The 23,187-nt window shown below is 47.6% G+C and carries 13 protein-coding genes; 1 reads left to right on the top strand and 12 read right to left on the bottom strand.

Features of this window, described 5'->3' with window-relative positions; all coding sequences use genetic code 11:
• Nucleotides 1-168: 168 nt before the first annotated feature.
• From pdxA to PAT3040_RS11795, 3 genes are read right to left on the bottom strand one after another with little or no spacing between them, the layout of a single operon-like run.
• Nucleotides 169-1,152, bottom strand: a complete 984-nt coding sequence (gene pdxA / locus PAT3040_RS11805) for a 4-hydroxythreonine-4-phosphate dehydrogenase PdxA (RefSeq protein ID WP_108992817.1) — start codon at nucleotides 1,150-1,152, stop codon at nucleotides 169-171.
• A gap of 11 nt (nucleotides 1,153-1,163) precedes the next feature.
• Nucleotides 1,164-2,468: a four-carbon acid sugar kinase family protein gene (locus tag PAT3040_RS11800; RefSeq protein ID WP_181376573.1), complete on the bottom strand. Its 1,305-nt coding sequence runs from the start codon at nucleotides 2,466-2,468 to the stop codon at nucleotides 1,164-1,166.
• A gap of 11 nt (nucleotides 2,469-2,479) precedes the next feature.
• Nucleotides 2,480-4,246, bottom strand: coding sequence for a PrpR N-terminal domain-containing protein (locus tag PAT3040_RS11795; protein WP_108992815.1), 1,767 nt, complete (start codon nucleotides 4,244-4,246; stop codon nucleotides 2,480-2,482).
• A 281-nt stretch (nucleotides 4,247-4,527) separates the two neighbouring features.
• Here PAT3040_RS11795 and PAT3040_RS11790 point away from each other — a divergent pair, with 281 nt between their 5' ends.
• Complete coding sequence (locus tag PAT3040_RS11790; RefSeq protein WP_108992814.1) at nucleotides 4,528-5,427, top strand: nucleoside hydrolase; 900 nt, start codon at nucleotides 4,528-4,530, stop codon at nucleotides 5,425-5,427.
• An 82-nt stretch (nucleotides 5,428-5,509) separates the two neighbouring features.
• On the opposite strand, the gene PAT3040_RS11785 is transcribed toward PAT3040_RS11790, so the two are convergent.
• From PAT3040_RS11785 to PAT3040_RS11745, 9 genes are all read right to left on the bottom strand, one after another.
• Nucleotides 5,510-6,481 (bottom strand): 2-hydroxyacid dehydrogenase, encoded by a 972-nt coding sequence (locus PAT3040_RS11785; protein ID WP_108992813.1) that lies wholly within the window; start codon nucleotides 6,479-6,481, stop codon nucleotides 5,510-5,512.
• 34 nt (nucleotides 6,482-6,515) lie between these two features.
• The gene (locus PAT3040_RS11780) at nucleotides 6,516-7,340 is read right to left on the bottom strand and encodes an HpcH/HpaI aldolase family protein (RefSeq protein ID WP_087571111.1); all 825 of its coding nucleotides are present in this window, start codon (nucleotides 7,338-7,340) and stop codon (nucleotides 6,516-6,518) included.
• The gene (locus PAT3040_RS11775) at nucleotides 7,337-7,789 is read right to left on the bottom strand and encodes a NanQ anomerase/TabA/YiaL family protein (protein ID WP_181376572.1); all 453 of its coding nucleotides are present in this window, start codon (nucleotides 7,787-7,789) and stop codon (nucleotides 7,337-7,339) included. Before PAT3040_RS11775 ends, PAT3040_RS11780 begins: the two co-directional genes overlap by 4 nt.
• 13 nt (nucleotides 7,790-7,802) lie before the next feature.
• Complete coding sequence (locus tag PAT3040_RS11770) at nucleotides 7,803-9,395, bottom strand: extracellular solute-binding protein (RefSeq protein WP_179215856.1); 1,593 nt, start codon at nucleotides 9,393-9,395, stop codon at nucleotides 7,803-7,805.
• Nucleotides 9,396-9,474: 79 nt separating this feature from the next.
• On the bottom strand, nucleotides 9,475-10,353 hold the full coding sequence (locus tag PAT3040_RS11765; protein WP_108992811.1) for a carbohydrate ABC transporter permease: 879 nt from the start codon (nucleotides 10,351-10,353) through the stop codon (nucleotides 9,475-9,477).
• Nucleotides 10,354-10,368: 15 nt separating this feature from the next.
• On the bottom strand, nucleotides 10,369-11,280 hold the full coding sequence (locus PAT3040_RS11760; RefSeq protein ID WP_108992810.1) for an ABC transporter permease: 912 nt from the start codon (nucleotides 11,278-11,280) through the stop codon (nucleotides 10,369-10,371).
• Nucleotides 11,281-13,626, bottom strand: coding sequence for a helix-turn-helix domain-containing protein (locus PAT3040_RS11755; RefSeq protein ID WP_108992809.1), 2,346 nt, complete (start codon nucleotides 13,624-13,626; stop codon nucleotides 11,281-11,283).
• A 95-nt stretch (nucleotides 13,627-13,721) separates the two neighbouring features.
• Nucleotides 13,722-16,154 carry a hypothetical protein gene (locus tag PAT3040_RS11750; RefSeq protein ID WP_108992808.1) on the bottom strand — a complete coding sequence of 811 codons (2,433 nt, stop codon included), beginning with the start codon at nucleotides 16,152-16,154 and terminating at the stop codon, nucleotides 13,722-13,724.
• A gap of 332 nt (nucleotides 16,155-16,486) precedes the next feature.
• Complete coding sequence (locus PAT3040_RS11745; RefSeq protein WP_258234946.1) at nucleotides 16,487-23,107, bottom strand: InlB B-repeat-containing protein; 6,621 nt, start codon at nucleotides 23,105-23,107, stop codon at nucleotides 16,487-16,489.
• Nucleotides 23,108-23,187: the final 80 nt, after the last annotated feature.

Below are 23,187 nucleotides of genomic sequence, written 5' to 3'. Positions count from 1 at the left end.
ATAATCGCATGGAATATTCATAAACCCTACTAGAATATTATTTTCATTAATCTTCCACATGCCCGCGTTAAAAGGCCATGAGCTGAACTCCCCATCATTCCTATAAATCGTAACATGCTTCATATTCTCTGGTCTTACAGGTTTGTTATACTCCATTAGTAATCACTCCTAGTCGTGTAAGGTTAAAGGCGACAATTCTATAGCCGAATGAATCGCTGCAATCAAGCTGCTTTCATCGGCCAGATTTTGACCTGCAATATCAAAAGCCGTGCCATGATCAACGGAGGTTCTTATAATGCCGCCGTTTAATCCGACAGTGATGTTCACTCCCGATTCGATGCCTAATACTTTTACGGGTGCATGACCTTGATCATGATAACAAGCGACAACAATATCAAAGTCGCCTCGCATAGCCCTGAAGAACAAAGTATCTGCCGGATAGGGACCCGTAACATCCATCCCTAGCGCGACTGCGCGCTCAATAGCAGGTACAAGCTTCTCTTCTTCCTCTCCATTTCCGAATAAGCCATTTTCTCCTGCATGCGGGTTAATTCCGCATACAGCAATTTTGGGATTCTCATTTCCCGCTCTCTTCAACGTATCGTAAGCAAGCCGAATGACATTAAAGGTTCTATCCGGCGTAATCATTTCGATGGCTTTCAGCAATCCAACATGAGTAGTCAGGTGGATGACTTTCAGCTTAGCCGTCGAGAGCATCATCGAATATTCCTTCGTGCCGGTTAAGTCTGCTAATATTTCGGTATGTCCCGGATATGGATGTCCTCCCAGTTGCAGCGCTTCCTTATTTAGAGGCGCTGTACAAATGGCATCTATGAATCCCTCCTTGGCCAATTCGACTGCTTTTGCTACATAATGAAAGGCAGCATTGCCAGCTGCGGCAGAGAGCTTTCCAAACGGAATGTTTTTATCCAACAGAGCGAGATCCAGACAATCCATACTGCCATAAGCGAATCGCGCATCCTTCAGTTCATTCATGTTATGGAGCCGTATGTCCGACGCATGAACAACCTCTATCGCTCTCTGCAGAATCCGGGCATCGCCGATGACTACGGGGCGACATTTTTCGTAAATCGATTGATGCCGAAGCGCCTTAACAATGATTTCCGGTCCGACGCCTGCTGCATCCCCCATCGTTATTCCTATTATCGGTTTGATTGTCTCCCACCCCCTGTAAACGTTTCCAAGGCTCGCTGCAATACTTCATCTCCGCCGAAGCCGCCCGCTTTCGTAATCACGTTAATTCCCTTGTGAACAGACAATCTGCCCACAGGAACGCCTGCTTCAATCTCAGTAATCAACTCGAATTCCCCTGCCCCCAAATGCAAGCAAACCTGCTTGGCCGTATCTCCGCCTGTCAGCACCAGGTTGGATACACCGCATTGCTTAATGATGCGTGCCGCCGCCTTTCCTAGTGCGTCGCTTATCGTGTTGCTCACTTGATTGGCGTCCATTCCATGCTCTCTTCCTTGCCTTCGAGCGCTCAGTATCGTTGCGGGACCGGCTGACGAATAAAGAACGACATGTTGTTTATCAAGTACAGCTTGAAGAGCCAAATAGGAAACCCGTTCATACTCTGTCATTCTTCCTTCTTCCGTCAATGCCAATAACGAATTCAATTCGATCCCGATGACATTCTCTTGCTGCAATAAGTAATCCAACTGCCGCCTGGATGCCGCGTTCACACTTCCTACTACGACCATAACCAAATCGGAATCAGTAGAAGGATGTGCTTTATTGGATTCCATTGCCGAGACTTGGGTCGTTAAAGCGTTGGCCAATCCTGCTGATCCCGACCAAATCACATGGTAATCCCCCCCTCGGAATAATCCTGCTATGTTCGCCAGATCCTCGTCCGTTTCGGCATCGAAAAGCAGATAAGGAATGCCCGCCTCATATAATTGTTTAATTCTCTCGGTCAGCCGTTCGCGATCGCCTCTTAGCAGCTCGGTTGTCAGGAGAGCGAACGGTTTTTCCGATTGCCCCCTTAACAACTCCGGAAGAGAGGAGTTCGTTGACGGATTTTTGGGGTCCTTCGATGTAGCTGTCTCATGAAGCAATGATCCATTAACAAACATGCTTCCGTTTTTCATGATTCTTGCCATCTTGGGATAAGAAGGTGCAATTACAATGAAGTCCGGTTGAAACGCGCGATAAATGGCATCCCATTCTCCGCCTATATTCCCTCTAAGCGTGGAATCAATTTTCTTATAGATGATTTCGGGCAGCACTTCTTGTTGTTTAATGTAATCACATACTCTATCGACCCGTTCAACGGCTTCCTGCTTAGATAAAGAACGGCTGTCTGTATCGAATACAACAACATCCTGTTTACTGGAAATTTGAATCTTAAGGTCCAATAAAACCGTGGTCGATAACCCTTTCCGAGAAAACTGCACGCCTGTATCATTTGCTCCTGTAAGATCATCCGCGATTATAGCAACCTTCACTAGCACACACCCTATCCCTTCAGCTTTCTCCATAAGGTCGAACGATTAATACCCAATCGATTAGCAGCGTGCGATTGATTCATGCCTTCCTGCTCCAATACGATTTGAATAATGTCTTTTTCTATGTGATCAAGAGTTTGATTTAAATTCAGTCCTGTAAGCTCTGGATCTAAGGAACCCTTGTTTTTTTGATTTTGCTGCAAGCCGTAAAGGATGGGCAACACATTCGTATCAATGTACTCACTGGAAGTATGTTGGACAAACTGCTCCATAACATCTTTGAGCTCGAATAAATTGTTTGCCCATGAGTGATCATGTAACGCTTCTATAACTTCCGGTCGAACACCCACTATTTGTTTTCCGTATTTTTCGTTGAATGAGATTAGAAAAGCGCGTATATATTCCTCTAAATCCGCCCTTCTTTCATGTAAAGGAGCAATGTAAACAATCTGTTTTTTGAAGAAGTTGTAAAGCTTCTTATCGATTTGTGTTTGCTCCAGCATAAAGACGGGATCTTCGAGAAAGGAGAAAACCGTCTTGGCCGCGACCTTTTCTAACGTAATTGCGAACTCCTCTTGCGCTGTAAGCGTCAAGTTCTCGGCGCCGCTAATATATAAAATTTGATCTTCATTGCATATCGAAATCAGGGCTAACAATGCTCTGAACGATGCCTCGGCCGATTTGAATATTTTGATCTCAACCATAGTCTTCGAATGATCCATCAAGCTGCCAAGAACAAACAGCCGTCTGCCCGCTCCCTCTTTTCCATAAACGGCCATCGGAAGTGTATAGCTCGCCTTTTCTTTCGAATAAACGGCTTGCGTCATTATTAATGGCGGGAATGTATGGTTTAATCCGGCGGAATAGCCGAAATGTATGTCGGCATCAGCAGCTTGCGCGGCAGGTCTGGCCTTTAAGTAATACACTTTCAAATCGCTTTCCATTGGGATTTCATCTCCGGTAAGAGCGAATTGTCCTTCTTGGTCAACCATCATCATTTGATGATCCAGTGTAATTCCCTGGCCTAGATTAACTAGCAGTTTTTGCAAATAGGAGTAGGATCGAAATAGATTGGATTGCGACTCTTTCAGTTTCAATAAATCCCTAAATGCTTGGTTTGCATATTTGACTGTCCCCTCTTGGTCTACGATCGCATATCCCGTCTCCATCGTGCTCAGAAGGGTTTCGAATGCTTGGTTCTTAACCTTATAGGTTTGGGATATCTTATAGATTTGCTTGGCTTGGGTAAATGCCGCTTTAACGGATTCTGGACCAGAAGTAATTAATACCCCCTGCATTCCGTATCCCGTTGCCTTCTTTACGGTAATGTTGTCTCCAACTATCACTTTGACTCCCTTTGATTTTGCCGCTTGCAGGGCTTGATCAACTTCGTCCTGATGATGGATAACCGTGTAGGATATATCCATATCCATCAAGTTCGAACCCGAGATAATCCCTTCAATCACATTCCGAAAACCAATCATCTCCACGGGCGCCTGAAATCCCTTAACCAATGTCAGCATTCGCAATATATCAAAGCCGGATACCTGAATATCAATGACAGGGAGGTAGGAATGTTTACTAAGCAGAGTCGCCGTTCCCCCCCGGCTAATGATCAAGTCGTATCCCTGTAAATGAAAGCTATCGATTTGGGGGAGAACCTCCGAGAGATCTCCTTGTATGACTGTAATATCGAACTCCTCCAGCTCGGCTTTCAAGATGTTTGTCAGCTCTGCCAGTCCAGCATAAGGCGCCACGACTAAAGTTTTGATGCTCATAGGATTGCTCCTCCCTTTATCGTTTATTGTTTAATTATGCAACTAAATAACATAATATCGATTTTGTATTTAGTATATCTCATAGAAATTTTAATTAATAGTCTGTTTTCCCGTTTTAACTGTATCATTTTGCAACACTTTATTCGGAATGAAGCATACTATCAAAAAAACATGCAGGAGCAGAGAATACTTATTGACAAACGAAGTTTGCGTGTTCAATAATGGGGCAGAACCTTAATATTCCAGTGTTTTTCATTTTAATATCCTAAGGGAGAATCGCCATGACTCGAATAATCGTAGATACCGATATCGGAGACGATGTGGATGATGTGCTTGCGCTGACGTTTGCTTTGCTATGTCCGCACCTGGACATTAAAGCCATCACAACAGTAACGCCATGGGCCGACAAACGTTCAAAAATAGTCAAACATTGTTTGAAGCTGATCGGGAAAACAGACATTCCAGTCGGTTCCGGCATTGAATTGCCGATGCGAGGATTGTCCGATGAAGAGCTTGCTAAGATGACAACCGAAAAAAGGTTAAATCAATACGCGGCGATTCCTCGCGAAGAGCGTGAACGGGAAGAAGAGAGGGTAAACGCGGCGGAGCTGATTATCCAAATGGTTGAGCGGTACCCCCAGGATATCTCAATTGCGGCAATCGGGCCGTTAAGCAATATTGCTTTGGCCTTGCGTCTCCGGCCGTCCATTGCATCCAAAATCCGCAGCATTGCGCTGATGGGCGGCGAGGTGCAAGTTCATCGACAGGAGCACAATATCACTTGGGATCCGGAAGCGGCCGAGGTGGTGCTGACATCCGGTATCCCGCTGTTTTTCGGTACCTGGAGCGTAACCCGCCAGTTGATCCTGAGCCCGGAGGACTGCCGTATCATCGAGAACGGCAACGCCGAGCTTGGCGCTTTTCTCGGAGATTGCATAAAGCGGTGGTGGCCGAGCAAAGGAAGCAAGCCAGGACCGGTAATGTATGATCTTGCTCCGCTTGCGTGGTGCTTTGACCGCTCTTACTTCGAGACCCGTCCGATGCATCTTCGTGTAGAAACTTCAGGTAAATTGACCCGTGGAATGACAATAGCATCCGATCAGACGCCAAATGCGGAGGTTACTACCGGGATGAAATCGGAAGCGCTTCATCAATTGTTTATGGAAACCGTTAGCGACTGATTTTATGACGAATAGCAATGAGCCATAGCCCCTCTCCCATCCCGATTTACAGGATGGGAAGGGGCTATTGTCTTCACGGTTCCTACACGTTCGGATTCACCAGATGCGCCGGACGATGACCGTTGATCGCATCGATCAATTGATTAGCGGCCAAGCGCGCCATTTGGATACGCGTTGCAACACTGGCGCTGCCGATGTGAGGCAAACTGACCAGGTTTGGCAAAGTCAACAACGGATGATCAGGGACTACCGGCTCGCGCTCGAACACGTCCAGGCCGGCAGCCCAGATCGTGCCGTCTCGCAGCGCCTCATACAAGGCATCCTCATTGACAATGCCGCCGCGGGAGGTATTGATAAGTACAGCTGTCGGCTTCATCCGACGCAGCTCTGCCGCGCCAATCAAATCATGCGTCTGTGGAGTATAAGGTGTCAGCACACAAACGAAGTCTGACATACGAAGCAACTCGTTCATATCGGTGTATCGAATGCCGTAAGCTTCTTCTGTCTTTTCCTTCCGTGTGCGGTTGTAATACAGCACATTCATGTTAAAGCCTTTGGCACGCCTAACCAGCGCTTCGCCGATGCGCCCCATGCCGATAATACCGAGAGTAGAGCCAAACACGTCTTGACCCGTCAGCAACATAGGCGACCAAGTCTGCCAGTCTCCTCTACGCAAGTAATCCGAAGCCTCCAGCAGCCGCCGTGCAGTGGCCATCAATAGCGCGAAAGTAAGATCCGCCGTCGTTTCTGTCAGTACATCAGGCGTATTGGTCACCATGATACCGCGTCGTGTCGCCGCTTCTACATCAATGTTGTTGTATCCTACCGCCATATTACTGACTATCTTTAATCGGGGAGCCCGCTCCAGAAGCGCCTCGTCGACCTGATCAGTCAGCAAACAATACAAACCTTCGACATCGGCAATCTCTCGTTCCAAAACATCCCTCGGCACCGGCACATCGCTCTCTGACCATACACGAACCTCGCAGGCCTGCCGAATCATTGCCAAAACTTCATCCGGAATTTGTCTTGTAACGTACACTTTTGGTTTCATATTTACCATACCTTCCATCATGCTTTAAAATCGACTATATATTTATACGGTTATGCAATTCACGAATCGGATCGCCCAACGCCTGTTTAATCTCCGTTATTTCGTCCGACATGCGCGCCATAAAAGCCGTCATATCCGAAGCGTGAACAAGCAAATTCAAACCGGCCTTCGCCCACTGAATTTCCTGGTCGATTCCAAAGAAATAATGGATCCCCGCAGCGACCCCTGCCGCCCTCGCCTTGCTAATAATCGTTTCGACGGCTTCCACGAAGAGGGGATGGCGATACTGTTCCGGCACTCCCAAACTGCAGGACAAATCATGCGGTCCGATAAGAACCGCATCCAGTTGATCCACGGCAAGAATGTCGTCAAGCGCTTCTAGCGCGGGAACGCTTTCGATGTTTACAATGAGCAGATTGGATTCATTATACTCCTGGATATATTCATTTAACTCCGCTTCCGCCGGATCGGACGGTTGGCCTTGCAAATCGGCGCGCCGTCTTGCGAGCTGACCTTTTAACGGCCGGAGTTTGACGGCTGCCCTGAGCGCTTTTACTTGCTCGGCCGTTTCGATGTAAGGCGCGATAATTCCGGAAGCGCCGCCGTCAAGCGCCATGCTCGCCTGATAGGGATCCGGCGAAGGGATGCGCACGATCGGCGCCAAATTCATCGCCTTGTAGGTCTGACACATCCAGGACAACAAATTGCGATCCAACGCCATATGTTCGGCATCGAGAAACACAAAATCAATATCAAGCTTGCTCACTTCTTGAGGCCATCTGGGGGAAGTCGATACGATTAATGTCCCGTACACGCGACCTCCGTTTTTCAGCTCATTCATCAATTGTTTACTGTTCATACGGACCTCACTTTTATTACGGCTTTTTTGACCATCTCCGGTTTTCCGCAAGACAGACAGGGCATATGCGCGTCCTGGGGATAAAATATGGCGAAGCTTCCTTCATGTACGGTCACGGTATCCCCTTCGCCCTCCAGGACGACAAAATCTTTAACAGGATCGTATGGTTTCTTTACTGTTAATCGGTTCGCATGGGCAAATCCCATGTTTTCGCTTCCCTGCAGCATGTACTGCACGTCTATATAATTTTGATGGGCCTCCCAAAAGCTGTCTTCCGCTTCGCGCGTCTCGTACTGTTGCAGCAGCAAGAACATGTCGCTGCCATCGATATCATATCTGCCGGGCTCCCAGTCGTTCAAGGGATTGCTTTGCAAATAGTTCAGCGCAGCCTTAAGCTTGACCTGAAGTCCTGTATAGATAGCTGCATTATCGAGTTGGTCAATGATCATTTTTTTGTGTCTCCTATAGACGCGACAACGCATCGTTATAAATTTTCTCGATCTTGTCGACTCCTGCATCCATCATCTGCTGGCGAAACGCGTCCCATTCGCTCATCTGCCGCGTGCCCATAATGAATCTGTCTACATTTTGCTCGAAAATAGTCGTAACTTGAACTTCCAATTTCCTCAATGTTTCGGACTCCTCCTCGGTAAATGGAGGATCGATGCCCATAAATCGAATCGTGCCTTCTTCGGTAAGACGGTCAATATATTCCGACATTTCAATAAGCAGATCTTCGGATATGTCAGCCAGCGTACCTTCGTGAACATACTTCGCAAATGTAAGATAACCCACGCCCAATGTACTCTGAGTAGCCGAGAATACATCCTGTTGATCCTTATGATCATCCAGAATTTTCTGCAAAATGTACGGCTGCCCGTCTCTCATTTCATAAGTCTCGCCTTCGATCCCGAAATTAGTAGCCAGCATGCCCTCTTCCGAATATAACCAGTCCATAAAGCGAACGACTGCTTCGGGATCTTTCACCTTGGAGCTAATGGCGGTGCTTGTGCCAAGCCAATCTTGTTCATATCGCAAGCTTCTCGTTTCTCCGTACTGATTCTGCAGGGGACCAATAATATCGAATTTGGCTTTCGGATTGATTTCGGCAATCGCCGGATTAAATAATCTTACCGCATGCGTGTTGTTGTCATAAGTAAATAAGGACCGTCCGGAAGACAATTTCTCCACAGCCATTTCCTGCGTATTGACTGCATAATCGGGATCAAGCAGCCCGTGACTGTACAATTTGTTCAAGTAAGCAACGACGTCTTTATAGTTTTCGCTTGTCGGACCAAAAACGTATTTGTTTTCTCTCGGTTCGAAATACATGCCGGTCTCCGAAAAACCTTCGAAACCCCCTGCTCCCATAGGGTATGCCAGTTGACCCAGCATGTACGTCGTCCCTCTGCGACTGCCGACAAAAGGGATACTCTCCGGATACGCTTCTTTAAAAGCGAGCAGTACATCAAAAAGCTCATCAAACGTACGGGGCTCCTCGAGCTTCAACTCCTCCAGCAAATCCACGCGCATAAGCGGTTGGGGAGCTACAGCCACACGATAATATTCCAATGTCGGGAAAGCGTACAACTTGCCATCCACCAGCATCTTCTTATAATCTTCTCTGCCTTCAATCGCTTTTTTAAAATTGGGAGCCTGATCCAAATAATCAGATATGTTCAGGAAAATGCCGGTTCGGGCAAACATCTGAATGTCATTCAAATCAACCGTGAGAAGGTCGGGAATATTATTCGTTGCGATCAGCGCGCTCTTTCGCTCTTCATAGCTGCTTGTCGGCACCGCCTCCAGTTGTAATTGCACGTTGGTCTGGCCAAGTATTTCCCGAATGACCGGAGTGTCCGAGAGAATGGGTTGATTGGGATTGTCCTCCAACATCCAGCTTAACTTCAATGGCTGCGACGATTGTTTCCCGCCTTCAGCGTCTTTTTTCTCTGTGGGCGACGAATTGTTCCCATTACTGCAAGCTCCGATCAAGAGCATACTTGCAAGCAGAGTACACATGAGTCCTGACGCAAGTTTTTTCGTTTTCAACATACAAAACCCTCCCAATGGAATGATGACTTCCCTTTTTGCAAAGACGCCCCGCATCCCCCCTTTCAAAAATGCAATAGCATCAACCTTTCAATGATCCAACCATCATGCCTTTGACAAAATACTTTTGAATGAACGGGTACACGACCAATATCGGAGCAATGGTCACAATAATAACGGCATATTTGATGTTTTGTCCGGTAATCATGGCATTCATCGAAGCAGCAGCCGATTCTTGCGCGGCTACATTGCCGGCAATTACAATGTTTCGCATAATGAGCTGCATCGGATATTGGCTCTTCTCATTCAGATACATCAGCGCAGGGAAGAAGCTATTCCAATGCCAGACTAGATAAAACAAGGTAATCGTCGCAATGACCGGTACGGATAAAGGCAAGATGATACGAAAAAAGATTCGTAAATCATTTGCGCCGTCGATGTAAGCGGATTCGTAAATTTCCTCCGGAATCTGCTGAAAGAAAGTACGCATGATTATCATGTAGAACACATGAATCGCGGGAGGCAATACGATCGCCCACATCGTGTTGATGAGACCCAAAGCGTCAATCACAATATACTCAGGGATGATTCCGCCTTCGAAGAACATCGTAAATATGATCAGTACGGCGAAAAAGGATCGACCATAGAACTTTTTGCGAGCAAGCGGATATGCGCAAAAAGCAGTCAGGGTCACATTGATCAAAGTACCTGTAGTCGTATACAAAAAGGTATTTTTATACGAATTGAGGATATCCGGATCCTTTAAAACGGCCTTATACGTATCCCATGACGGAGATACCGGCCACAACTTGATATCGCCTCTGAGCACGGCATGGCCATCGCTGACCGATACGATGAACATGTGGTAAATCGGATACAATATGGTTATGCACAATGCAATCAGGAATAACATATTCGCAGCATCGAATATCTTCCCTGCTTTTATACCCTTTAGGTTCATTTCCATCCTCCTCTCCTACCATAAACTGGTCGCATTCAGCTTTCTGGCTGCATAGTTTGCGCCTACGATCAACAAAAACGAAATGACGGATTGAAAAAGTCCAACGGCTGCGCCATAGCTGAAATCAGCGCCAAGCAAGCCGCGCCTATACACGAAAGTGGAGATCACATCCGCTGTTTCATAGGTCGGACCGGTATAAAGCAGCAATATTTTCTCAAACCCTATCGACATTAAGTCGCCCAGCGTTAGCAAAAATAAAATCATGATAACCGAAGAAATACCAGGGAGAGTAACATGTATGGCTTGCTTGAACCGGTTCGCGCCGTCCATTTTTGCCGCTTCGTACAAGTGAGGGTCGACGCCGCTTAACGCAGCCAAATAAATGATCGATCCCCAGCCGATCTTCTGCCAAATATCAGACGAGATATAAATCGTCCGGAACCATTCCGGCAGCATTAGAAACTGGATTTTATTAAAGCCCAGAGATGCGATAATCTGATTAATCAAGCCATCCGTAGCCAGGAAATTGACGAGCATCCCGGCTACAACGACCGTAGATAAAAAATGAGGCAAATAGCTGATGCTTTGCACCACTCGTTTAAAAGCCTTGAAGCGAATTTCATTCAGAAGCAAAGCAAGTAGAATAGGCGCCGGAAAATAAAAGATGATCATATAAATGTTTAAAAGCAAGGTATTGCGAACCAGCTTCCAAAAATACGGATCGAAAATAAAACTCTCGAAATGCTTCCAGCCTGCCCACTCGCTGTTTAATACACCTTGAAACACGTTATAATCCTTAAAGGCGATCAGAATTCCGAACATCGGTCCGTACTTGAAAATAAGAAAGTACACGAGAGGCACCAGAAAAATCAAATATAAATAGCCGCTGCTCTTTATTTGTTTCCAGGCCAAAGCTTCCGTCTTCATTCATCCATCACTTCCCTTTTCTGTTCGAGGAGACGTTTTGTCTTTTTTTTGTTCATTGAGCTTCTTGAATTCCAAAGGAGATACTCCCTCATATTTTTTAAATGTCCGCAAAAAGGTCGTTCTATTGAATATTCCCACTTTCTCGGCTACCTCATTAATGCTGAAATCAGATTCGATCAACAATTGTTTGGCTTTGGATATTCGCAATAAACTGATATAATCCGTCAAATTGTTGCCGGTCTGCTCCTTGAAGATTTTCGACAAATACTTCGTAGAAATCCCCATTTGCTCCGATATCTTTTCCAAATACAAGTCATGCTCCAGATGAGTCTGGATATAGTCCATTGTCGTGATCACAATGGAACTCAAATTATGGCTCCGGTCCTTCTCCGCCTCAATAATCTGCGCATAAAAAGCCATAAGCTTCTCATACTGCTCTTCATTCCGAATAACCAGTTTGTCCGGACTAGTATGAAATGTTTTTGCCTCCATGGAAATATGCTCGTAATGCATGCCTTTTACCGTCATCAGCTTATATCCCGTTCGTATCATTTCGTTATACAAGCCATTCATTGCTTGATAGGATGCATTATTTTTTTGGTTTTTCTCCATAATGAGTCGGACATTGTCGGTTACCGCATTCAAGTCCCCGGAGTTGATGGCATGGATCAGTTGATTCTCCTCCAGAGACGAATACAGAAATGAATTTTCAACCTTGGTCGCGTCGGCATGAATAACTTGAAACTTCTCTTGCGCATTGCGACGTTGCAGCGCGGTCATCGCTTCGTTGAAAGAATGCCTTAAATCGGACAGCTCGGTGCAAGTTCGACCGCTTCCAATGGAAATCCGGCAATACTTGAAATCGAACGAAAACGTGGCATAAATATTTTGAATAATGTTGTCTAGCGCCGCTTTCTCATTGTCTTCGTCCATATTGACCACACAAACAAAAAGAAGATCGTTGTATTCCTGCACATATGCGCGAGTATCTTCACGGCTCAAGGCACTGACGACATTTTTCAGCTTGCTTAAAATAATAAGTCGATCCGTATCCTGCACTTCCTCATAAAATGCCTCCGAAAATTGAAACCAGACGTTTAGGCAAACATAGCGATTCCCGGAAAAAAGCCATTCGTTTTTAAGAATATTGTTCAAAATGTTCAACGTATCAGGCTCGACCGGCCTTCCCGTAAACACATCGTAAAAGGTGTAATCCAGAAACTCCCGGGAGATTTGCATACTGTGTTTTTTGATTTGGGTACTTTTATCATGCATTTGCTGGATATTTTTGCCGATATATTCAAAATCATTTTTGTAAGGCACGCTTTCGTCCAATTCTTCGAACCCGTTCACGATCTCGCTAATTTTCCTTATTGGATTATAAATTTTTATACTGAAAATAAATGAAAACACCACGCCAAGAATTAAGAAGGTTACGCTAATGGCCACAATGAATTGAAATGTGCTCCGTGACTCCTGATTCAGCGCGCTAAGCGGAGTCAACGAATAATACTTCCATCCGTATCTTTCGGAGTTTACATAGGCGAGCAAATACTTTTTGTCGCTCAAGCGAATTTCCCGATAATTTTTTTCATGATTGTCAAATGCCAAATCCAATTGGCGGAAGGAATGCTCGCCAATCAATTCCGAGTTACTGCTAAGCATCAATTGCCGATTTTCATCTATAACAAAAAAATCGCTTTCTCTAAAAATTGTATTTTCCGTAAATAGTTTTAATAGATTGCTTTCGGATAGATTGGTCGCCACTACAGCATCGTGACTATTTACGTACGATTTGGTTATAAAAGGAATGACCTTCCCCTTCCCCTGGCCATTAACGGAGACCGGGGTCGGGGGAAGAATCTCAAAAGACTCCCGCCGATCAAGCAAGCCTTTCCAAAAATCAACAGGATACTCCTGATGCACATAGAACTTTTCGAAAAAAAGCGAAAAGTCGTCAACTCCGCCTACCGTATAAATCCGTTCGTGGTCCACGTATAAAAAGATATTTTCCGTAAACTCGGCAATGATATTTTTGGATTTCGCAATCATTTCCGATATGTCCGACATTTGCACTCTGTGTTCCAGTGTCAACATATCGTTTGGTCTCAGAACAGTTGCAATCGCCTTGTTGCTAAGCAAACCGAGACTGACTTCATGCACAGATCGTAAATACAAATCAACGGTTTTTGCCGATGACTGCAAGTAGTACATTAATTTTTTTGAGTCTTCTTGCTTGGCCAGCATGGCTTGATATCCATAGAAGATAAAAGACACAATTAACAACGGAACGAGCAATGTGAGAAAATAAAGCAGGATGCGGTAAAACAATCGATTGGCTTTCATAGGATACCCCTCAACTTTGATAAATCACTAGTTTGATCTATCACAAGTAAAGCACAATCCCTTTAATGTAATCTAGTTTAGACTAAGGATTGTCCTTAACCGTTATCTTTTTTCAACCACAATTCGTTGATGTAGGGGCCGATTCCCGTTTCTTCGTTAACCCAAACAATCTCTAGTTTCCCGTCCGGGATCATATCCGGAGTGACTTCAAAGGTTTCCATCAGTCCTCTGTGCGTGATCCTGTTGTCCGCCGTACTCTTGCCATTAAGAAGCATATCAACGCCCCCTCCCCAGAGTCCCATGACTTGCAGGGTGTAGGAACTGCGACTGTCCAAATTCGAATAGGTTACTTTAATTGGAGCCGAGTAGTAAGAAGACAGATTGGAGATCCAGGCAAGCGGCGGACTTGTTAAACCAGGAAGAATTCGATTACACGTTTCCCGGCTAAGCAACGTATGCGAATTGCTGCCGTTCAGAATGGAATAAGCCGTTTCCAGCAAACCCGGATTATGTCTGATGAGCGCCGTATTGAGATAACCTGGATCCTCTTTCCACTCATGAGCAATTTCAACCCGTAATAACGACTGGTCTGCTGCAAAATTGGTATAAAACCCGCCCTCTCCAGGATCGGTTCTATAAATGATGGCATCCAAGGCCTCTTTCCTTGCAAGCTCTTCCTCCATGGACCTGATCACTTGAAAGGCTGACAATAGATAAGCCATATCGTTTAGCGGGGTGTCAATCGCCTCTACGAAAGCTCCGCGGGTAATACTGACTCCCTGATGTTTTGACACCGTTAGCTGCGCGCCAATATGCGCAAACAAACGGTCCGCCAGATCCAAACACTTTTCTCTGTAATCCGTACAAACGGGTTGTGAATATTTCCGATTCAAAATTTCTTCGGCCTGTTCCATTGCCGGCATAATCCCTGTCTCATTCGCGCGATACAAAACATCCATTGCACGCTGCTCCAGCTCCTGCTCATGGATAAGCCTTCTTTGGACATACGCGTCATAATAAGCTCTGAGCAGTCCCATTTCGAATCGATAGTTTTGTAAAACTTGTTCGTCCACTCTGGATTCCATCTTCCGCCAATGATTCAACGTGTGCGAGATTTGACGATTCGTAATCATCGGTCCTTCGAAGTTACGTTCCAGCGCAAGTAGTCCATTAGCGACGCCGTATTCCACATCCGGATGAATGAGGAAACGGGCATATTCCCTCAGCGTCTCCAGAACAGGCGTGTCGGGATTCCAATCCTGTCCGCTCCAGACAAATTTATTTACATCGTCATTAATGCCCTCCGAATAAGTAAGCGAACCGACTATTCCTTCGTCCTTTAGGAGATTATGAATATGTTTCATAGCCATTGGCCGAGGATTGATGCATTCTCTGGAATGAGTCATCGCAAATGCCGTGTCCCAGTTGTGCACGGGGTACTGCGAGTTGATCGTATGCGTAATATCCGGGTAATTGCGAATCTTCATCCCTTCAGGGATCAATCTTCGTAGTTCCGGCAACGAATGTTTCTCCCACGGCGCGAATGCGACTCCAGCGAGCCAAGCGGGCTCTTTCCTCACATTCGTATAGAACGTATCCAGCCATTCATCCGTTGGATTGAATGCTTGAGGGGATACCCACAGCTTCGCATTGGGATGATACTTATTTAGCAATTCCGCTTCCATCGCCATAAAATCAAATAAATCCTGAGCGTTTAATGCTCCGGGATCCCCGCCGGGAACCAGAATATGATCAATTCGCTTCATGGAACTGAAAATCTCTTCTCGTTCTTCCAATTGCCGCTTCAAGTATTCCGGCTTCATAAACTCTTCATCATTGCCGGTTGCGGGATACCAGTTGTCCGGACTGCCCATATTCGGGTACCAGATCCACACATCCAAATCCATCGCATCGCACACCTCCGAAACATGACGCATCATAAACAACGGATCATACTTCATTAACGGTCCTGTTCTTTCATCATCGGTGATCGGCGGTACAAGTTCGATACTATTTGCCCCGAACAGTGCAAGCTCTCGAATATACTGCGAATATATTTCTGGCGTCCACGCGTCATAGGCATTGGTTTTGGGTCTGTAGCCCAATTGATGTCCTCTCAGAGAAAAATGCGGTGTTTCCGCCAAGTCCACATCAGTTGGAACTTCGATTTTGTTTCTTGTCAGAACCATGATTCTTAGCAGCTTTCCAACACCATACAGAATCCCTCTGTCATCTGCCGCTTCAATTTCGATTAACCGTCTTCCGTTCGACTGACTTATCCGGATCTGGTAGCCTTCCCGACCATAGGCTGGGGATGATGAGGAATTGACCATTTTAATAGAGATGAGCGGCCGTTGATCATTAGGAAGAGAATCCATAACAGGTAAGCGGATGCCCGTCCTTCGTTCAATTTCTTCCATTAATATATGAACCGCATTTTGGCCTCGAGCAGACACCGGGCCCGACAGAATCATACTCGCATCGGAGACTTCGCATAGCTTCAGGTTATTCCTCAATCGATTGGTCATTTCTCAAACGCCTCCTGATATTTGGGTATCTCGCATAGCCTAAAGCTACTGCAAATCGACCTGAATTGAAATATTCATCCTTCCTTCTGAGGATTCACATTTCCTCATTATGCATGATGCATTTCTTTGAATTGCTTCATTTTTTCTTATTCTGTGGGCTTTGCATGACAGAACGACCCTGATCGAAGCTAAAATAGGCTTCTTGCAAAGTTCGATCTGAACTCGTAAGAAGCCTCATTTTAATTTGATGAAATTCACCGCAAAATCGCGGTCGGGCTCACAGCAAAACAGCCTACTCCGAAGGGAGCAGGCTGCTCTGCCAGTCTGATCTGTCAAGGTTGATGGAAGTCCGGATCATACTTCATCACGGACACTTTACCTTCAGTTATGGGACCTGTTGAGACTACGATATAACTCACATAGATGTTGTCGCTGCTGTCCATGGCAAGACGTATCCCATACACGTTATCGGCGGAGATGCCGGCCCTCTCTACGAGACTCCAACTGCCGCCCCCATATTTCATCACAGTCACTCTGCCGCCGCTTGCAGCATCTCGATAAGCAACATAAGGATTGCCGAGTCTGTCAAATGCGATAGCGGTAGATAAGTCCTTCGAATCATCCGATGTTATCGTGAATCCGGAAGTGCCTACAGATTCCCAAGTGGATCCCATATATTTCATCACGTTCACTTTGGTAGAACTGCTCATATAGGCCACATAAGGTACGCCGCTTGGATCAAGCGCGAATGACGCATCCAACATGCCAATTGTCTGGAATTGGGAATTGCTAAGCTCCTCCTGCGTATAGCCCTCGCCAGCGATGTTGAATTTAACCACATTCGTTTTAACGCCCGATGATCTATACGTATAGAATAGATAAGGGGTCTTGCTTGGGTCAAACGCCATAATTAGATTACGAGTTGTACCCGACCCTATTGTACCATCGTCTATCCTCTCCCAATTGCTGCCTGTGTACTTCGCCACATATATGGAATTATAGGAGCTCTGGGAGTCATCGATGTAAGCTATATAAGGAGTGTTATCCTTGTCTAAGGCGATATAAGGGTAGTTGCCCCTTCCTTCTATGCTGCCTACGGATTGCCAAGCGCCCTCATTATATTTCTTTACGACCGCTTTTAGAGATAGATTGGAATAAGCAACGTAAAGCGTGTCCAAGCTGTCTATGGCAAGCGATACAGTACCCGAACCCGATTTCTCGAGAGCGGTTGGACTTTCGACGGACCGCCACTCGTTATCCACGTATTTCATCACGAATACTTCGCCATTCCACGTCACATAAGCCATATAAGGAGTGCCTTGGCTGTCGATTACGACTTTGGACTGCTCCCTCGCTCCCGCAATCATCTCGTCGCCGACTTGCAGCCACGATGTTTCCGTCCACTTCGCATACAGCGTGGTGTCCTTTGTCACCGTTGACGAGAAGTTATATGCAGTCGTCAAACTGCTGTTGCTGTACCAACCCTCGAACTTGTAGCCTGCCCGTTTCGGTACGGCAGGCGCCACAGCCTTGTCGCCAGGAACCACCGCCTGGCTCTCTACGGCTGGCCCGCCGTTGCTGTTAAAGGTCACCGTGTGGACGTTTAATGTCCACAAGGCGTACAAGGTCAGATTGCCCGTCACCGGTGTATCGAATCTATAGCGGTTCGTCAACTCGCTGTCGCTGTGCCAGCCGCCGAACGTATAACCTGCTCGCGTCGTTGGATCAGGCACGTAAGCAGTGCCGCCCCTTGCCACCTTCTGATCAGCCACAGACGGTCCGCCGTTGTTGTTGAAGCTCACCGTGTAAATAGCCGTCCACTTCGCGTACAAGGTGAGGTTAGCCATCACCGATGTCGTGAAGATGTATCTATTGTTCAGTTCGATATCGCTGAACCAGCCATCGAACCTATAACCTTCCCATGTTGGCGCGACAGGTTGCGCCACCGTATTTCTATGAATCACCGATTTACTGTCCACCGCCGACCCGCCGTTGCTGTTGAAGCTCACCGTGTAGATGTTATCCGTCCACTTCGCATACAGAGTGAGGTTAGTCGTGATCGGTGTCGAGAAGCTGAAGCGGTTCGTCAAGCTGCTGCTATCGTACCAACCTTCGAACGTAGAACCTTCTTGCGTTGGTGCGACAGGTTGCTCAGCTACGGCGCCTTCGTACACCGTTTGGGTAGCCACCTGCGACCCGCCCCTGCTGTTGAAGCTCACCGTGTAGCTGACTTTTGGAACACTCGTCCACTTTGCATACAGCGGGAAGCTGCGCGTCACAACATTGGCCTCGAAGTCATAGGCGCTCGTCAAATCGCTGTCGCTGTACCAGCCGCTGAACACAAAGTCTTCCTTCGTCGGTGCGGCAGGCGCCGCAGCCTTGTCTCCCTCGTTCACCTTCTGGTCAGCCACCGCCGACCCGCCGTTGCTGTCGAAGCTTATCGTGTAACCGCGCAGCCACTTCGCATATAGCGTGAGATTATCTGTGATCAGTGCGCTAAAGACATAGACAGTCTGCAAGTTGCTGTCACGATACCAGCCGCCGAACACCAAATCCTCCTTCGTCGGTTGATCCGGTTCGCTTGCTTGGGAGCCATATTCTACCGTCTGGTTGCTCACCGGCGACCCACCGTTGCTGTTGAAGCTTACCGTGTAGCCGTTCCGCGTCCACTGTGCTTTAAAGTCGACATTATGGGCAGGCATCGTTGTCGAAGACTCAGCTATCGGAGGGTCCGAGATCCACCCTGCGAATGTACGCCCCTGCCAAACCGGAGTGCCAAGGTAAATCCCTGTCGTTGCCCCGAACGGCACGTTAACGACCTTGCTCGCTTCGCCAGAACCATTGTAATTTATCGTCATGGCGTAGCTATTGCGCTTGTAATACAACTTCAGCACCGTTGAGCCATCGCCCGCTATACTAGCTGTCTGCGCAGCAGTCGGATCAAAGGTAAAACCCTCATAGACCTTTGGCGTTACATCCGCCGAATTTACCGTGGCATCGGTCGTGCCGCGATACGATTCTTTATCCACAACGGTATAAGTACCGCTATGAATATTTATATCTTGCTGCAAATGTACGACTTGGTAAGGCGTGTCCGTTTTGGCTGTCCACCTTGCCGTATAAGTCGTGTCCGTAGTCGGCATTACGCTTGGAACCTCCGGAGACCAACCGGCAAACGTATAACCCGGTCTTGTCGGCACCGGTATCCGACCGGCGATGTTCTTACCGAACGGTTCCGTTATCGAACTGCCTGTCGGTGCACCTTCATAGCCCAAAGAGAAGGTCATCTTTCGGTTCGTCGGATAATATTCAACCCTGATAGCCGTCGTGCCGTCGCCTTTGAGCAATGCTCCGCTTACCGTGCCATTCGTATACCCTTGATCCTTGAACCTCTCGGAGTTGATCACAATTCTCGTGTCGGTTGTTCCGGTCAAGTTTTCCGTAATCACAGGCGAAGTCGATGTCCCGGTGTTCGGATCTATCAAGTAATGCTTAACCGTATATGGCGTATTCGTATTCGCGATCCAGCGCGCGAACAGAATCATATCCTCGGCAGGCATTTGGCTCGGAATCGTGATCTTCGTTCCACCCTCAGGCGCCGTATACCAGCCGTCAAAGGTGTATCCCGAATATACCGGATCGGTTACGCTTATCGCCGCGTTATAAGGGGCGGCAATCACCTGAGTTGCTCCGCCATTCCGAGGGTACAGCTCTAGAATATAGTCGCCAGTTCGAGCCATCCAATTTAACGGAATCTTGCGCCTCAGCGGTTCCGACGTGAACGACAGCGGCGCCCCTTTCCAGGTGATGACCAGATTGCCCTCACTCACCGGAATCTTTTTGTCCACCACTTCGATCTTTTGGGTATCCGGATCATACTTGAAATTCGGATTGTCCACCTGGATATCAAACCTCGAGAGGTCATACTTCTCGGTATCCGTTTCGCCTGACTTCAAATCAAACATACGCATGGTGAACAGCATTTCCGGTACTGCAACGGAGGTCACCCGGGCTGCCATTTTCAATAGGGGCGCCTCATCCTGCGAATAGTCAAAGTTGTAGACATTATTGGTCTCCCCGATTGTATACAGCGGCCACTCTTCATCGACCAGCTCCACGCCGGTCGAGAGCAAACCATCGCCCAATTGGGCGCCGAGCTCAACCTCCAAATAGATGCCTACCTCAACATACAGGGCGCCCAAAGACTTCGTGCTTTTTACCCCGCTCACATTTTTTAACTGGTAATAGAAGTAACCCCATAGCTTCAAATACACACCGGGTTCTGCAGAAATCCCAATGCTATTTAATTCGACACTTCCAATCCCCGCTTTTACCTCCAGATTAATACCGGCTCGTAATCCGAGCGTCCCCATCACATAGAAGGTAAACTGATAATCGCCGTCTCCCGGCAAGCTGACTGTATTGCTCGTGCCGGTAAAACTCAGTACGCGCAATGTCACCGAGTAACGCTTCGCCATTTTATAGTAGAAATCCGCCCCGATCGTCAGGTTGACCTGAGCACTGACCACAAACTTGGCCTCAAATTTGATTTCTACAATCCCTAAAGCTACGCGCATGCTCGCCTCGAAAATTTCCTTCTCGATTAACGGAACCCATTCCGTGTCTTGCTCCAACATCTCTTTATACTGTTCCTTCAGAGTCTCCACATCCACGTCGGTATCTTGCACGCCCGCCATGATCGCTTCGATCTCTGTCGCGATGTCCCTCACTTGACTAAAGAGTCCCGAGGTCTTCGCATCCAGCCAGTCATCCAGTGCAGCTCCCAGCTTGTCGTGTTCGACAAGAGCCATCTCCGCTGTGATGTTGAGCCCCGTATAGCTATAGGCATCCAGATTCGCCGTAATTACATAATCATCAATGACCGGGAAGAGAGGGATCCTACCAAAAAAAGTATTTACGGTATACCAGTGCCATTTCGTCTCCGAATTAACGCCGAGATCCAGACTCATCTCCTGAATGAAGGTACCCGTCATATGGATGACAAGGGCGCCCTCTTCGCCATTGACGACAATGTCGGCTCCTACTTGCAGGGTAGCGCTCACGCCGGAGGTTCGGCCGTTAATGTGCTTCAGCTTCGTGCCGAGCGAAGCAACGACGGTCAAATTCTCCACCGTTACCGTGTCTGCCGATAGTATACCTACCTTCGACTGTGCCTTGAAGTCATTCGTCTCCAAAGCAATGGCGCTCAGATAGCTCGCGGCTTGATCGACGAATCCGCTCTCGATCGCTTGCTGCTCGATTTGCGCTTCGAGCCTCGCGATCTGCTCATCCGACAATAGCACGTCTCCGTTAATCGCTTGCTCCTGATAGAGGTTGAACGAATTTGTAACGTCCTCTACCGTAGCATCGGTATACGTAATGATGTCCATCTCTGCCGCAGACGTAATAGAGGTGATGAGCCCGTAGCCGACGATCCTCAAATCTTCATCAGCGAATTCACCATTAATGGCGAACTCGCCTTCATAAAACCCGATAAAGTCGCCCACATCCACCGTAGTCAGCTCATCCAAGCCAAGCGGCTCATACATACTGTCGCTGTAGTTCATCAAGGTGTGCTCGACCGTGATGGAGTTGTTATCGGGATTTCCATCCGTATCGGCCTCTACGCTCACCGGCAGCACATCCGGTTTGAACAACACTTGATCCGAGTCCGCACGACCATAAGCGTAGGTTGTACCGCTTACCGCTGTGATCTGGACATAGGCAACATCGCCAGCGTCTTCACCGGTTGTTTCTACCGTGCGAAGATCAGGGCGAACCCCTTGATAGATGGCGACGGTATCGCCAACTTTAATCGAGGCGCTCCCGCTATATACGAACGTTCCACTGCTTGCATTCGCCTCAGCCAGCGTATTTCCGCTGCCGCCCACCGTCGTCGTGACGACAGGTATGGCTGGCGAATTCACATTCGCGCCATCCAGCATCATATCCGAGACTTCGGCGAAGGCCAGATAGATCAAGTTCGGATTGAGCGGAATATTCATGACTTCTTGCTTGGCAACGCTAAACACATAGATGCGCGTCGTCGCATCTTGTCCTTGGAAACGCAGGTTGTCGTCCGTCAACGTAAGTTGGTAGGTGTTGCCCTCGACGAACTCGCCGCCTTCGGCTGCCGAAGCTACCGTGAAGCGATCGTTCCCTTGGGTGACAGTAATCCCCGCGAAGTCGGGATTCGCTATATCCTTGAACGTCATGCCCGCTTTAACCTCGGATGCCGTCAGATTGCCCGATGCATCTATAACAGCAATCGTGAAGTTCGGCGAAACATCCAGCATCGAGTGGCTAGGCGTAGTCTGTACGGCATTATCCACGCTATCCATATACTTCGCATACAAGGTCGTATCCTCGATAATGGAACTTCCTTCTGCGAAAATTAGCAAATGATCGCTGTCCCTAAACCAGCCCTGGAAAATATACCCGTCCTTTGCCGGGGCAGGCAGTTTACTCAGCGCTTCTCCTGCTTGTACCGTCTGAGAGGCTAGCGCCGTTCCGCCGTCACTATCAAAGCTTAACGTGTAGCTATTTGCCGTCCACTTCGCATACAACGTGATGTCTTCGGTCACCGCTGCCGTGAAGCCGTAAGGGCTCCGCAAGTCGCTATCGCTGTACCAGGCGTCGAACGTATAGCCTGCCCGTGTCGGGGCGGCAGGTCTCGTCGCGGATCCGCCATAATTTACAGACTGACTAATCACTTCTGAGCCGTCGTTGCTGTTGAAGCTCACTGTGTAGCTATTAATCGTCCACTCCGCATACAACGTCAGATTGCCAGTCACCTTTGCCGTAAAGCTGTAGGCGTTCGTCAAATTGCCGTCGCTGTACCAGCCGCCGAACGTATAACCTGTCCGAGTTGGAGCGCCAGGTTCCGCAGCCATGCCGTTATAATTCACGGACTGACTATTCACCGCCGATCCGCCGTTGCTGACAAAGCTCACCGTGTAGCTATTAATCGTCCATTTCGCATACAACGTGATAGGGCCAGTCACCGCTGCCGTGAAGCCGTAATGGCTCCCCC

Origin of the sequence: Paenibacillus agaridevorans (assembly GCF_003112455.1) — a bacterium.
GTDB lineage: Bacteria > Bacillota > Bacilli > Paenibacillales > Paenibacillaceae > Pristimantibacillus > Pristimantibacillus agaridevorans.
Note: the sequence above shows the minus strand (reverse complement) of the source record. Positions and strands in the feature narration are given on the sequence as shown.

Excerpts from the sequence above, each read along its gene's own strand:
- pdxA (WP_108992817.1), bottom strand. The coding sequence starts at position 1,152 with ATGGGGGATGCAGCAGGCGTCGGACCGGAAATCATTGTTAAGGCGCTT.
- PAT3040_RS11795 (WP_108992815.1), bottom strand. The coding sequence starts at position 4,246 with ATGAGCATCAAAACTTTAGTCGTGGCGCCTTATGCTGGACTGGCAGAG.
- PAT3040_RS11790 (WP_108992814.1), top strand. The coding sequence starts at position 4,528 with ATGACTCGAATAATCGTAGATACCGATATCGGAGACGATGTGGATGAT.
- PAT3040_RS11785 (WP_108992813.1), bottom strand. The coding sequence starts at position 6,481 with ATGAAACCAAAAGTGTACGTTACAAGACAAATTCCGGATGAAGTTTTG.
- PAT3040_RS11780 (WP_087571111.1), bottom strand. The coding sequence starts at position 7,340 with ATGAACAGTAAACAATTGATGAATGAGCTGAAAAACGGAGGTCGCGTG.
- PAT3040_RS11775 (WP_181376572.1), bottom strand. The coding sequence starts at position 7,789 with ATGATCATTGACCAACTCGATAATGCAGCTATCTATACAGGACTTCAG.
- PAT3040_RS11770 (WP_179215856.1), bottom strand. The coding sequence starts at position 9,395 with ATGTTGAAAACGAAAAAACTTGCGTCAGGACTCATGTGTACTCTGCTT.
- PAT3040_RS11765 (WP_108992811.1), bottom strand. The coding sequence starts at position 10,353 with ATGAACCTAAAGGGTATAAAAGCAGGGAAGATATTCGATGCTGCGAAT.
- PAT3040_RS11760 (WP_108992810.1), bottom strand. The coding sequence starts at position 11,280 with ATGAAGACGGAAGCTTTGGCCTGGAAACAAATAAAGAGCAGCGGCTAT.
- PAT3040_RS11755 (WP_108992809.1), bottom strand. The coding sequence starts at position 13,626 with ATGAAAGCCAATCGATTGTTTTACCGCATCCTGCTTTATTTTCTCACA.
- PAT3040_RS11750 (WP_108992808.1), bottom strand. The coding sequence starts at position 16,154 with ATGACCAATCGATTGAGGAATAACCTGAAGCTATGCGAAGTCTCCGAT.